The 13,250-nt window shown below is 70.2% G+C and carries 11 protein-coding genes; 4 read left to right on the top strand and 7 right to left on the bottom strand.

Annotated features, from left to right (window positions below; genetic code table 11):
• The first annotated feature begins 48 nt into the window (after positions 1–48).
• From AC4IJH_RS17050 to AC4IJH_RS17040, 3 genes are all read left to right on the top strand, one after another.
• Positions 49–1,122: an ABC transporter permease gene (locus tag AC4IJH_RS17050; protein ID WP_490852570.1), complete on the top strand. Its 1,074-nt coding sequence runs from the start codon at positions 49–51 to the stop codon at positions 1,120–1,122.
• Entirely contained in the window at positions 1,119–3,206 is a 2,088-nt protein-coding gene (locus AC4IJH_RS17045) for a dipeptide ABC transporter ATP-binding protein (RefSeq protein WP_490852569.1), read from the top strand. Before AC4IJH_RS17050 ends, AC4IJH_RS17045 begins: the two co-directional genes overlap by 4 nt.
• Before the next feature lie 113 nt (positions 3,207–3,319).
• Entirely contained in the window at positions 3,320–5,014 is a 1,695-nt protein-coding gene (locus tag AC4IJH_RS17040; protein WP_490852568.1) for an ABC transporter family substrate-binding protein, read from the top strand.
• Positions 5,015–5,027: 13 nt separating this feature from the next.
• Here the strand turns inward: AC4IJH_RS17040 and AC4IJH_RS17035 are convergent, their stop codons facing one another.
• The 4 genes from AC4IJH_RS17035 to AC4IJH_RS17020 form a co-directional block, all read right to left on the bottom strand.
• Positions 5,028–5,423 carry a hypothetical protein gene (locus AC4IJH_RS17035; RefSeq protein WP_490852567.1) on the bottom strand — a complete coding sequence of 132 codons (396 nt, stop codon included), beginning with the start codon at positions 5,421–5,423 and terminating at the stop codon, positions 5,028–5,030.
• 143 nt (positions 5,424–5,566) lie between these two features.
• On the bottom strand, positions 5,567–7,135 hold the full coding sequence (locus tag AC4IJH_RS17030) for a sodium:solute symporter family protein (protein WP_490852566.1): 1,569 nt from the start codon (positions 7,133–7,135) through the stop codon (positions 5,567–5,569).
• A gap of 77 nt (positions 7,136–7,212) precedes the next feature.
• Positions 7,213–7,998 carry an SDR family oxidoreductase gene (locus AC4IJH_RS17025; RefSeq protein WP_490852565.1) on the bottom strand — a complete coding sequence of 262 codons (786 nt, stop codon included), beginning with the start codon at positions 7,996–7,998 and terminating at the stop codon, positions 7,213–7,215.
• Positions 7,999–8,119: 121 nt separating this feature from the next.
• The gene (locus AC4IJH_RS17020; protein ID WP_490852564.1) at positions 8,120–9,334 is read right to left on the bottom strand and encodes an aminotransferase-like domain-containing protein; all 1,215 of its coding nucleotides are present in this window, start codon (positions 9,332–9,334) and stop codon (positions 8,120–8,122) included.
• 161 nt (positions 9,335–9,495) lie between these two features.
• Between AC4IJH_RS17020 and AC4IJH_RS17015 the strand changes: the two genes are divergently transcribed.
• Positions 9,496–10,371 (top strand): hypothetical protein, encoded by an 876-nt coding sequence (locus AC4IJH_RS17015; protein ID WP_490852563.1) that lies wholly within the window; start codon positions 9,496–9,498, stop codon positions 10,369–10,371.
• 185 nt (positions 10,372–10,556) lie between these two features.
• On the opposite strand, the gene AC4IJH_RS17010 is transcribed toward AC4IJH_RS17015, so the two are convergent.
• From AC4IJH_RS17010 to AC4IJH_RS17000, 3 genes are all read right to left on the bottom strand, one after another.
• Positions 10,557–10,766, bottom strand: a complete 210-nt coding sequence (locus tag AC4IJH_RS17010) for a DUF397 domain-containing protein (protein WP_490852562.1) — start codon at positions 10,764–10,766, stop codon at positions 10,557–10,559.
• Positions 10,767–10,957: 191 nt separating this feature from the next.
• Positions 10,958–11,824 carry a helix-turn-helix domain-containing protein gene (locus AC4IJH_RS17005; protein ID WP_490852561.1) on the bottom strand — a complete coding sequence of 289 codons (867 nt, stop codon included), beginning with the start codon at positions 11,822–11,824 and terminating at the stop codon, positions 10,958–10,960.
• A 515-nt stretch (positions 11,825–12,339) separates the two neighbouring features.
• Positions 12,340–13,119 (bottom strand): GOLPH3/VPS74 family protein, encoded by a 780-nt coding sequence (locus AC4IJH_RS17000; RefSeq protein WP_490852560.1) that lies wholly within the window; start codon positions 13,117–13,119, stop codon positions 12,340–12,342.
• Between the last annotated feature and the right edge of the window lie 131 nt (positions 13,120–13,250).

Here is a 13,250-nt window from a genome sequence, read left to right as displayed (position 1 = left end):
CGCCGAGACAGCCCGCCACCGAACCCGCATTCCCCTGGAGAACGCGCGATGAGCGTCCAGCAACCACCCGCCGCAGAGCCGGCCCCCGTCACCCCCGTCGAGGCCGTCGCCGAAGCGGCCGCCATGCCGCCCGCCGACCCGGCCTCCGGTCACCGCCGCAGCTCCCGCGCCCGCCTGACCGTGCGCCGCTTCACCCGCAACCGGCTCGCGCTCTTCGGCCTGGCCCTGCTGATCGTGCTCTTCCTCGCCGCGTACGTGGGGCCGCTGCTGACCAAGTGGGACTACAAGACCCACGACTTCCTCAACTTCATGGCGCCGCCCGGCGGCGAGCACTGGTGGGGCACTACCCAAGGCGGCGTCGACCTGTACGCGCTCACCATGCGCGGACTGCAGAAGTCCCTGGTCATCGGCATCCTCGTGGGCATCATCTCCACCTTCCTCTCGGCCGTGGTCGGCGCCTTCTCCGCCTACTTCGGCGGCTGGGTGGACCGCGTGCTGATGTGGGTGGTGGACCTGCTGCTGGTCATGCCGGCCTTCCTGATCGTCGCGGTGATGTCGCCGATGTTCCGCGGCTCCAGCTGGCTGGTGTTCGTCGCGCTGCTGAGCGCCTTCAGCTGGATGATCACCGGCCGGGTCGTACGGAGCATGACCTTCACGCTCAAGGACCGGGAGTTCGTCAAGGCCGCCAAGTACATGGGCGTACCGGCGCCGGTGATCATCTTCCGGCACATCCTGCCCAACATGGCCTCGATGCTGATCATCGACGCGGTCATCCAGTCCGGCGCCGCGGTCATCGGCGAGAGCGGCCTGTCCTACTTCGGCTTCGGCGTCCAGGCCCCGGACGTCTCGCTGGGCACGGTCATCGCCGAGAACACCAACATGGCCCCCACCTACCCCTGGCTCTTCTTCTTCCCGGCCGCCTGCCTGGTCCTGATCGGCCTGTCCATCGCCTTCATCGGCGACGGCCTGCGCGACGCCCTGGACCCGAACGCGTCGGGCGCGAAGGCGCGGGGGCCGCGCAAGCGGACGAAGTCCGCGGGCAAGGCGAAGGGCGCGGCCAAGGGTGGGGTGCCCCAGCCCCGTACGACCAGCAAGTCCCTCACGGAAGGCAGCGGACGGTGACCGAGCAGCGCAACGGGGCGGCCCCCGTTCTCGAAGTGACCGACCTGCACGTCTCCTTCCCCAGCGAAGCCGGCCCCGTGCACGCCGTGCGCGGCGTCAGCTACGCGGTCCGTCCCGGTGAAGTCCTCGGCATCGTGGGCGAGTCGGGCTCGGGCAAGTCCGTCTCCTCCATGGCCGTCCTCGGACTGCTGCCCGACTCCGCCGACGTCAAGGGCTCGGTCAAGCTCGGCGGGCGGGAGCTGCTGGGCCTCGGCGACGCCGCGATGTCCAAGATCCGCGGCAAGGGCATCGGCATGGTCTTCCAGGACCCGCTCTCCGCCCTCACCCCCGTCTACAGCGTCGGCAACCAGATCATCGAGGCGCTCCGCGTCCACCAGGACCTGGACAAGAAGGCCGCCCGCAAGCGCGCCGTCGAGCTGCTGGACGTGGTCGGCATCCCCGACCCGCAGCGCCGGGTCGACGCCTTCCCGCACGAGTTCTCCGGCGGTATGCGCCAGCGCGCCATGATCGCCATGGCGATCGCCAACGACCCGCAGGTCATCATCGCCGACGAGCCGACCACCGCCCTGGACGTCACCATCCAGGCCCAGGTCCTGGACGTCCTCAAGACCGCCCAGGAGGTCACCGGCGCCGCCATCGTCATGATCACCCACGATCTCGGGGTGATCGCCGGTTTCGCCGACCGCGTCCAGGTGATGTACGCGGGCCGCCCCGTGGAGTCGGGCCCCGTCGACGAGGTCTACTACCGGCCCCGTATGCCGTACACCATCGGCCTGTTGGGCTCCATCCCGCGCCTGGACGACACCGGGCGCGGCGCCCTCACCCCCGTGGACGGCAACCCGCCCGCCATGTCGGCGCTCGCCCCCGGCTGCCCCTTCGCCCCGCGCTGCCCCGTCGCGGTGGACCTCTGCCATGAGAGCGAGCCGGAGCTGGCGGTCGCCGAAGGCGCGACGCACCCGACCGCCTGCCACCGCGCCCACGAGATCGGTACGGACACGCTGCCCCGTACCCAGGTCTTCCCCGTCCCCGAGCTGCCCGCGCCCAACGCCACCGAGCGGCTGCCGCGCGCCGAGCGGCCCGCCGTCCTCGAACTGGACGGACTGGTCAAGCACTTCCCGCTGACCAAGGGCGCCGTCGTCAAGCGCACGGTGGGCACCGTACGCGCCGTGGACGGCATCAGCCTGGACATCCGCGAGGGCGAGACGCTCGGCCTGGTCGGCGAGTCCGGCTGCGGCAAGACCACCACGCTGCTGGAGATCCTGGACCTGCCCAGCAAGGGCCAGGCGGGCACCGTCACCGTGCTGGGCAAGGACGTACGGAGCCTGGGGCGGGCCGACCGCAGGGCGCTGCGCCGCGACATGCAGATCGTCTTCCAGGACCCGATGGCCGCGCTGGACTCCCGGATGCCGGTCGGCGACATCCTCGCCGAGCCGATGAAGACCCACGGCTGGGCCAAGGACCGCATCGCGGCCCGTGTCCCCGAACTCCTGGACATGGTCGGCCTGGAGCCCGAGCACGCCGACCGCTACCCGCAGGAGTTCTCCGGCGGCCAGCGCCAGCGCATCTCCATCGCCCGCGCGCTCGCCCTGGAGCCCAAGCTCGTCATCCTGGACGAGCCGGTCTCCGCGCTGGACGTCTCCATCCAGGCCGGTGTGCTCAACCTGCTGGACGAGCTGAAGACGAAGATGGGCCTGAGCTATCTCTTCGTCGCCCACGACCTGTCCGTCGTACGGCACATCGCCGACCGCATCGCGGTGATGTACCTGGGCCGGATCGTGGAGTCGGGCGAGGCCGACGCGGTCTTCACCGCGCCCTCCCACCCGTACACCCAGGCGCTGCTGTCCGCGGTCCCGCTGCCCGACCCGCAAAAGGAGCGCGAGCGCACCCGAATCCTGCTCAGCGGCGATCTGCCCAGTCCCGCGGACGTCCCGGCCGGCTGCCGCTTCCAGGGCCGCTGCCCCAAGTTCGCCACGCTCGGCGAGCAGGAGCAGCAGCGCTGCCGCCAGGAGGACCCGGCCGCCGCGGCGCTGGCCGCCGACCACGAGGCGGCCTGCCACTACGCCGCGGCGCTGGAGGTCGTATGAGGCGCCCGGTAGCCGTGTGATCCGTCCCGCAGCGGAAAGAACCGTCCCGAACACGCTTGATGTGTAAGGCACTTACGCCCATAAGGAAGCCCAGAAGGAAGGGGATTCTCCCCATGAAGCACTCCAGAGTTCCGCTGTCCCTCGTCGCCACCGTCGTGGTGTCCTCGCTCGCCCTGACCGCCTGCGGCGGCTCCGGCAGCGACGACGCGCCCAAGGCCAAGGACGCCCCCAAGACGTCGGCGCTGGACATCAACAAGACCGAGCCCGCCAAGCTCAAGCAGGGCGGCACGGTGAACTGGGCGATCGAGCAGTTCTCCACCCAGTGGAACGTTCTGGAGATCGACGGTGCCACGCGCGACACCGGCGATGTGATGGAGGCGCTGATGCCCTCCTTCTGGCACTCGGGGCCCGCGGGCGAGCAGATCATGAACAAGGCGTTCCTCCAGGACGCCTCCTCCAAGACCGAGGGCGGCAAGCAGGTCGTCACCTACAAGCTGAACCCCAAGGGCAAGTGGTCCGACGGCACCCCGATCACCTGGAAGGACGTCAAGGCCAACGTCGACGCGCAGAGCGGCAAGGACAAGGACTTCAAGGTCGCGGCCACCGCCGGGTACGACCGGGTCGAGAAGGTGGAGAAGGGCAAGGACGACTACGAGGCCGTCATCACCTTCGAGAAGCCCTTCGCGGACTGGAAGGCCATGTTCAGCGCGCCGAACAACCAGCCGCTGTACCCGGCCAAGTACCTCTCCGACGCGAAGACGTTCAACACCGCCTACGTCAACAAGATCCCGGTCACCGGCAACGCCTTCAAGTTCTCCAGCTTCGACAAGACGGCGCAGACCGTCACCGTCGTCGCCGACCCCAACTGGTGGGGCGACAAGCCCAAGCTCGACAAGATCGTCTTCCATGCCATGGAGAACCAGGCCATGGCGGGCGCCTTCAGCAACGGCGAGCTGGACTACTTCGAGGTGGGCCCGGACGCCTCCGCGTACAAGCAGGCCTCCAAGGTCAAGGACGCCAAGATCCGCGAGGCCGGCGGCCCCAACTACCGCCACCTGACGATCAACACCAAGAGCCCGCTGCTCTCCGACGTGAAGGTGCGCCACGCCATCTTCAAGGCCGTGGACCGCGAGACCATCGCCAAGTCCGACCTGAAGAACCTGGGCTGGAACCCCACGGTCATGAACAACCACCTCCTGGTCAACAACCAGAAGGGGTACCAGGACAACTCGAACGGCCTGAGCAAGTACGATCCCAAGGAAGCCGCCAAGCTGCTGGACGAGGCGGGCTGGAAGCTCAGCGGCGATGTGCGCAAGAAGGACGGCAAGGAGCTGTCCCTGCGCCTGGTGATCCCCTCGGGCACCCCCGTCTCCGCCAATGAGGGCTCCATGCTGACCCAGATGCTGGGCCAGGTGGGCATCAAGCTGAAGATCCAGACGGTGGGCGGCAACGAGTTCTTCGACAAGTACGTCTACCGCCACGACTTCGACCTCACGGTCTACGCCCTGATGGGCACGCCCTTCGCGGCCACCGGCGCGTTCAACATCTACAACTCCAAGGGCGGCAACAACGACGCGCAGGTCGGCAGCGCGAAGGTCGACGAGCTGATGGACAAGGCGGGCACCACCCTGGACCCGGCCGAGTCCCTCAAGCACGTCAACGAGGCCGACGCCGCGATCTGGCAGCTGGCCGGCGTGCTGACCCTCTACCAGCGCCCCGACATCAAGGCGGTCAAGTCCAACATCGCCAACCTCGGCGCCAACGGCATGGCCGACATCACCTACGAGCACATCGGCTACACCAAGTGAGACACGCCGGACCTCAGAAGTGCACCTGTGCGCAGGCCCGGCCGCGCGACTGCATCCCGCCGCCGGTGTGCTCCCAGCCCTCGGCGCACAGCACCGACCCGTTGGGCAGGTCGCGTCCGACCGGGACCGTGTACTTCTGGTGGTAGCCCCAGAACTGGGTGGCGCTGTTCTGGTCGATCCCGCCGCCCCAGACGTGGAAGTGCCCGGTGAAGTCGCCGTTCCAGGTGGTGGAGGCGCCGATCCGCTCCACCCGCAGCCCGCTGCCCTCCACGTCGATGCACGTGCGCTGGTTGCAGCCCGTCGCGCCCGCGTTCGCCGGGGGCGCCCCGGTCATCAGCAGCACCGCCACACCCGCCGTGCCCATCGCCGTACGCAGCGCCGTGCGTGCCCTGCCACCCGTACCGTTCACGTGCCGGCCTCTCTCTCGTGTCCCGGGCCCGGTGCCGCGCGGACAGCAAGATCGTGACAGCGTGATCCGCTCCGGCCGCCCCACCTGCGCCGCAATACACCCGAACGGTCGGATGAGGCCGACCCTGGGTCGACGGGGCGACGTCAGACCCGTTTGGGCAGGTCGCCGGCCGCCTGCCCCTGCCCGGGTACGGTCAGCGCCGCCGAACCCTCCCCGTCGCCATCGGAGTTGATCCGCGCCAGCACCGCGTCCCGCTCGGGGGTGTCCTCCGGTTTGACCAGCCCGATCAGTACGTACAGGAGCAGGGAGACCGCGAGCGGCGCCGAGACCTGGTACTGCAGCGGTACCCCGCCCTGGACGGCCCAGTTCAGCGGGTAGTTGACCAGCCAGAACGCCAGCAGGCCGCAGCCCCAGGCGGTGAGCGCGGCGGTCGGCCCGGACCGGTGGAAGGGACGCAGCAGGCCGAGCATGAAGGGGATCGCGATCGGACCCATCAGCCCGGCCACCCACTTGATGACCACGGTGATGATGTCCTTGAACGTGGGCGAGTTGACCTGGGTGGCCACCGCCATCGACAGCGCCAGGAAGGCCACGGTGGTCCAGCGCGCCGCGTACAGGCCCGCCCGCTCTCCCCAGCCGCGGGCGCGCCGGGAGAGCGCCGGGGCGATGTCGCGGGTGAAGACGGCGGCGATCGCGTTGGCGTCGGAGGAGCACATGGCCATGGTGTGCGAGAAGAAGCCGACGACGACCAGGCCCAACAGGCCGTGCGGCAGCAGCTGTTCGGTCATCAGCGCGTACGCGTCCGAGGCGTCCGGCCGGGCCGCCGTCACCAGCAGCGGCGCGCACCACATGGGGAAGAAGAGGACCAGCGGCCAGATCAGCCACAGGGCGGCGGAGAGCCGGGCCGATCTGGTGGCCTCCCGGGCGCTGCCGGTGGCCATGTAGCGCTGGGCCTGGTTCCACATGCCGCCGTTGTACTCGAAGGTCTTGATGAACAGGAAAGCCAGCAGGAAGGTCACCGTGTACGGGCCCGCGGTGGCGTCGGCGTGGCCGCGCAGCTCCTCGCGGTCCCACACCGTCCACAGGGTGGCGAAGCCGTCCAGCTTCGCCATGACCGCCACCAGCATCGCCACACCGGCCAGCAGCTGGATGACGAACTGCCCCAGCTCGGTGAGCGCGTCGGCCCACAGCCCGCCGATCGTGCAGTAGACGCCGGTGACGACCCCGGTGATGAGGATGCCCTGGTTCAGGGTGATGCCGGTGAAGATGGACAGCAGGGTGGCGATCGCGGCCCACTTGGAGCCCACGTCCACGACTTTGAGCAGCAGCCCCGACCAGGCCAGCGCCTGCTGGGTGGGGATGTTGTAGCGGCTCTTGAGGTACTCCAGGGGCGAGGCCACGTGCAGCCGGGAGCGCAGCCGGTTGAGCCGGGGCGCGAAGAGCCGGGCGCCGATGAAGATGCCGATGGCGATGGGCAGTGACCAGGTCACGAAGGACGTGACGCCGTAGAGGTAGGCGATGCCCGCGTAGCCGGTGAACATCACGGCGCTGTAGCCCGACATGTGGTGCGAGATCCCCGACAGCCACCAGGGCATCCGGCCGCCCGCGGTGAAGAAGTCGCTGACGTCGGCCACGCGCCGGTGGGACCACACGCCGATGGCGACCATCACACCGAAGTAGCCGATGAGCACGGCCCAGTCGAGAGTGTTCATGCCCCCTCCAGGGGTCCGTCCGGTGAACGTGCAGGTCACGCTCCCGTACGGCTTGTCCGTCCGCCCTGCCGCCCCGCTCAGCGCATCAGTTCCCCCGCGTTCACCAGCAGCGACTGGCCCGTGATCGCCCGCGCCCGGTCCGAGGCGAGAAAGAGCGCCGCCTCGGCCACATCGCCGTCCGTGGCCGGCTCCGGCAGTGCCATCCGCGCTGCCAGCCGCTCCCGTACGCGCTCCTGCGGCACCCCTTCGGCATCGGCCGTCATCCGTACGTAGGCCTGCACCGGCGGCCCCCACATCCAGCCCGGCTGCACGGTGTTGACCCGGATGCGGTACGGCCCCAGCTCGCGCGCCAGCGAGTACATCGCGGAGACCAGGGCGCCCTTGGACGCCGCGTACGCCGCCTGGACCACCTGCGAGGGCGCGGCCACCGACGACTGCGTACCGATCATCACGACCGACCCGCCGCCGCGCCCCTTCATCGGCTCCAGACAGGCCCGCGTCATCCGCAGCGTCCCCAGCAGATTGACCTCCAGCACCTGCCGCCACGCCGCGAAGTCCGCGTCCTCAAGCCCCCCGAAGTGCGAGTCCAGCGCGGCCACATGCACCACCGCGTCGATCCCGCCGAAGCGCTCCACCGCCAGCGCGGCCAGCGCCCCGCACTGCTCCTCGTCGGCGATATCGGTCACCCGCCAGGCCGTCCGCCCGCCCGAGGGGTCGACGGCGGCGGCACACCGGGCGAGATTGCCCTCGGTACGCGCCCCGAGCACCACATTCGCTCCGTCGCGTACGCACACCGCCGCGACCTGGTGCCCGAGCCCGGCGCCCACACCCGAGACGACCACGGTCCTGCCCCGCAACAGCATGTGCACCTCCGGAGAAGGAAGGAGCCGTAACTGATGAGGCGTCAGAATAGGGCGTGGCGGGTGGGTTGGCCAGATGAGGTGTCAACCGCCCGGTGCCGGGCCGCGGCCGGCGCCGCGCCGCTCAGCGCGGCCCCAGATCGCGCAGCGCGTCGCCCAGGCGCCGCAGTCCCTCCCGTATTTCCTCCGGGGAGTGGGTGACGAACGAGAGGCGCAGCGCGGCCGCGTCCGGGGGCCCCGCGAAGAACGGGGCGCCCGGCACGTACGCCACGTCCCGCTGCACCACGCCGGGCAGCAGGGCCGTCGCGTCGTACCCCTGCGGCAGCGCGGCCCACACGAACATGCCGCCCTGGGGCCGGTTCCAGCGCGAGCCCTGCGGCAGCGCGCCGCCGAGCCCCTCCACCAGCGCGTCGCGCCGCTCGCGGTAGGCGCCGCGCACCAGCTCCAGATGCGCGTCCAGGTCCCGCGCCGTCAAGTACCGCGCCGCCGCTGCCTGGTCGACCGTCGAGGTGTGCAGATCCGCCGCCTGCTTGGCCACCACGCACGCCCGGTGCAGCGCGGCCGGGGCGCGCAGCCAGCCCAGCCGCAGCCCCGGCGCGAGAATCTTGGAGAACGAGCCGAGCAGCGCCGTACGGTCCTCGGCGCCGGGGAAGGAGGCGACCCACGGCACCGCCTCGCCCTCGAAGCGCAGCTCGCCGTACGGGTCGTCCTCCACGATCCACAGCCCGCGCCGGGCCGCCACCCCGGCCAGCGCCGTCCGCCGCCCGGCGTCCAGCGTGCGGCCCGTCGGGTTCTGGAACGTCGGCACGGTGTAGAGCAGCTTGGGCCGCTCGCGCGCGGCGATCGCGTCCAGCGCCTGGGGGTCCAGCCCGTCGTCGTCACAGGGCACCGGCACCACCCGCGCGCCCGAGAAGGAGAAGGCCTGCAGTGCGGCCAGGTAGCAGGGGTCCTCGACCAGCACCACGTCACCGGGCTCCAGCAGCGCTGTCGTCAGCAGCGAAAGGCCCTGCTGCGAGCCGGTGGTGACCAGCAGGTCCTCGGGGCCGGTGGGCAGCCCGCGCCCGGTCAGGCGGGCCGCGACGAAGGCGCGCAGCGCCGGGTCGCCCTCGGTCGTGGAGTACTGCAGCGCCCGCCGCGGCTCGGTGGCCAGGACGTGCCCGAACGCCTCGGCTATGCCCTGCTCGTCGAAGAGTTCGGGGGCGGGCAGCCCGCCGGCGAAGGAGATGACCTCGGGGCGGGAGGTCAGCGCGAGGATCTCGCGCACCGGCGAGCCGCCGGTGGTGGCCACCCGCCCGGCGAGGGCCGGGACGGCTGCGGAGGGGACGGTGGAATCCTGCATGGCGACGCTCCCGCTCAGGTTGGGTGCACGGTGCAGGGATCTTAGCCAGCGGGGTACGGCGGTGCGGGGTCGGTTGTGCGGGGTCCGTCGCACGGGGCCGGCCGCACGGGGTCCGCCGCACCCCTCCCCATCTGACGCCCCATCAGCTAGAGCTGTCTGTCATGACCGAAGACGACAAGGACGACAGGACCCCCGCCGCCCGCGCGGACACCGGCGGCGCCGCCTACGCCGAACTGGCCGCCGTCGGCCCGTACGGAGTGCGCCCCGGCCACGCCCTGATCACCATGGTCGAGCCGCATCCGGGCCAGGAGCACGCCTACAACCGCTGGTACGAGGACGACCACTACATCGCGGGCGCCATGGCGATGCCCTGGATCTTCGCGGGCCGCCGCTGGGTGGCCACCCGCGACCTCCAACTGCTGCGCTACCCGGCCCGGTCGGCCGTCGCCGACCCCGTGACGGCCGGCTGCTATCTCTCCACGTACTGGATCACCGAGGGTCGCTACGCCGACCACATGCGCTGGACCGTCGGCATCAACCGCCGCCTCCACCGCGACGGCCGCGTCCACCAGGCCCGCACCCATATCTTCACGGCCTTCCACGACCACGAGGCGAGCGTTTACCGGGACGGTGCGGCCGGGCCGCGCGACTTCCACGCCCTGGACCACCCGTACGCCGGGCTGGTCCTGACCGTCCTGGAGGCGCCGGAACCCGGCCTGCGCGGGCCCCTGCTGCAGTGGCTGCGCGAGCGGTGGCTGCCGGGGCGGCTGGCGGGCTCACCCGCCGGGCTGGTCACAGTCTTCAGGCCGACACCGCTGCCCGTGGACCGGATGTCGTACGTGCGGCAGGTGGCGGGCGTGCACACCCGGCTCACCCTGCTGTGGTTCCTGGAGCGGGACCCCCGCGCGTGCTGGGAGGCGCACTTCGCGGGCCTGGGGGAGGAGGTGGCCGGGTCGGGGCTGGGGCGGCTGGAGCTGGCCGCGCCGTTCGTTCCGACGGTCCCGGGAACCGACCGCTACGTGGACCAACTGCGGTAGAAGCGCGGGGCAGTGGGGACGAATGTCGACGGGGCTCGTCCGTCGGCGGAAAGGGCCGAGCCCCCTCGGCCGGGACGGCGATCCAGTCGAGAGGGCTCTTCCGCGGTACTGCGATGTGGTGCTGAACTGACGTATTCGGTTGTCCCGGCCGCTGCGGCCGATACTCGGCTCTGGGTGGCCGCGTATCAGGCCAGGTCGTACGACCCGCTGCCGACCTCCGCCACGAAGGCGCTCCAGGCGGCGTTGTCGAAGGTCAGACGCGGGCCTTCGGGGTCCTTGGAGTCGCGGACGGCGATCGCCTCGGCCGCCGGGACGGCGATTTCGACACAGGCGCCGTTGCCACCGGAGTACGAGGACTTGGTCCAGGAAAACGCGGAATTGGGCTGAATGGACATGTTTCCTCCGACTTGATCTGAGTTGCCGCGGATTCGGTAGTGCTGACGCTACGCGCCAACATCACTGGTGGCAGGGGGAGTTCACCCGTCCGAATGGCATATTCCTTGAGCGCTTTCCAAGGAGGGTCGGGCAGGTGTACGGTGCGGAACTCCTTTGCGGAATCCGGGATTCAGCCAATTTCGGCGGCAGTTCAAGCCATGCTGTCGGCGTGCTTCTTCGCCGCGCCGGCGATGAACTCCCGGCTCTGGTCGGCGTTCAGCGCCTGGGCGCGAAGATGCTCGTACATGATCGTGTACTTGTGCACATCGTTGGTCTTCTCCAGATACAGATCGCTGGTGACACCCTCGATGTAGACCACGCTCGAATCGGCCGCGTCGTCGAACTCCAGGATCGAGAACGTCCCCGACATCCCCGCGTGCGCCCCGGTGTCGTACGGCAGCACCTGCACCGTCACATGCGGCAGCCGGCTGATCTCCACGAGGTGGTCCAGCTGCTCGCGCATGATCAGATGGCTGCCCACCACGCGCCGCAGCGCGCTCTCGTCGAGCACCACCCACAGCCGCAGCGGGTTGTCCGGGTGTTGCACCCGCTCCTGGCGGCGCATCCGCACCTGGATACGTTTCTCCAGCTGTTCGGTGGCCAGCTCCGGGACGGTCCCCGGAATCACCGCCTCGGCATAACCTGGCGTCTGCAACAGCCCCGGCACCAACAGGGATTCGTACACCCGCAGCGAGGCCGCCTCGGTCTCCAGGCCGATGTAGACGCTGTAGGGGATGTCGCCGAAGGCGTGCCACCACCCTTGCTGGCGCGAATCCTTGGCCATCTGCATCAGCGACTCGACCATGCGGTGATCGCCGACCTCGTACACCTCGCACAGGTCGCGGACATCGCGCTGACTGATGCTGCGGCGGCCGTTCTCCAGGCGGCTGATCTTCGACTGCGAGACCAGCAGTCGTTCGGCCACCTCTTCCGCCGTCATGCCTTTAAGCTCGCGGAGCCTGCGCAGCTCCTGGCCCAACCGGCGTCGCCTGACGGTGGGATTGACGTTGGACGCCACGGGACGTGCACCTCCGGCTCCGTACTGCTGTTTAGTCCTGCTCAGCAGACTGCCACCACACGTCGGCACTGCGCAGTGAAATGGACACAGAAAGCGAGTGCGCGTACGCGCGGGGTGGCGCCCCGGCCGTCGTCCGGATCGGCCGGTCCGCCACCCCGCGCTTGCTGCGGCTCCCGAACGGGACTGTGGGGACTGTGGTGCACAACTGCGGTGGTGCGCTCGTACGAAGGGGTGCGGTGGTGCGCTCGTACGAGGTGCGGCGGTGGTGCGATGGCGGTGCGGTGGTGCACCCCGAGCTGCCGCGGCGCTGTGTGCCGCCGCCGCACCCGATGTGCATCCCGTGCCCGCGTACGTGCCGTGCAGCCGTATGACGCGACGGCCGCCGCACTACGCGTCGTGCGTGCGGTACGTGTCGTGCCTGCCGTGCTGGCTGTTCTTGTGGTGCTCGCCGTGCCTGTGGTGCTCGCCGTGACCGCCCTGCGGGCGGTGCCGGGCGGGCCCGTGCGTACCCGGTGTCACCGGGCGCCGACGCGGGCCATGCTGCCGCGCCGCGACTGCGCCGGCACACCTGCCGGATCGGCCGTGGCCCGGGCCGCCGTCTGACGGGACGGCCCGTGTACCGGGGCGTGCCCCGGTCCGACGGCTGCTGCCGTGGCGCGCCTGGGCTGCGCCGCGACGCCGTTCTGCACATCCATGACGGCGTGTGCGACCAGCCCGCCCATCGGGTCGTGCCGGATCAGATCCCGGAGGCGGGAGCGCGATGAACGCCCCTCGTTTCCGGGATACAGATGCTTGCCCAGTCCGACCGCATGGGCCAGAGCGGCGAGCGCCGCGGTCCGTGGGTCCGGCGGGACGCCGGTACGGATCGCGCTGTCCAGCCGGGCCCTGATCTCCCGGCTGATGGCCGTGTCCGTCGCCTGATAGCGAGTCGTCGGCAGCACCCCGCACATCTGACCGGCCACGGCATGCACCATGCCGCACCGCTCCAGATGCGTGAGATACGTCTGGCGCAGCCCCAGGCGGGGCCCGCCGATCCAGTGGACCGCACGCACCGGACTGCCGCGACGTCGCAGCAGTTCGAGCGCCGAGTCCAGTGTCGGATCTCCAGTCGGCCGTGGGAGTACCACGGCGATACGATCCCCGTCTGGGGCTATCCGTCCTGCGAGGGCCAGCTCTACTAGCTGGGCCCCGGCAAGACCGAGGTCGAGCGACTGCGGCTGCGCTGTGGTTCCCGTGGCCGGGTCCAAAGCGAGCAGCAGAAGCTCCTCCGGAATTGTTCTGCGGCTCCTGCCCATCCATGCCTCCCCGCGTGGATGAATGACAGGGTGACCCCTCTCACATTCATCTGTCGAGAGTGCGTGGGGGGTTCGGTAGGGAACCGGCAGGTATGTCGTTCTCGTCTAGCACGGGGGCGACCCCATTTTCG

This window comes from Streptomyces sp. UF-297 (assembly GCF_058245575.1).
This window is presented reverse-complemented; position numbering and strand designations above follow the sequence as displayed.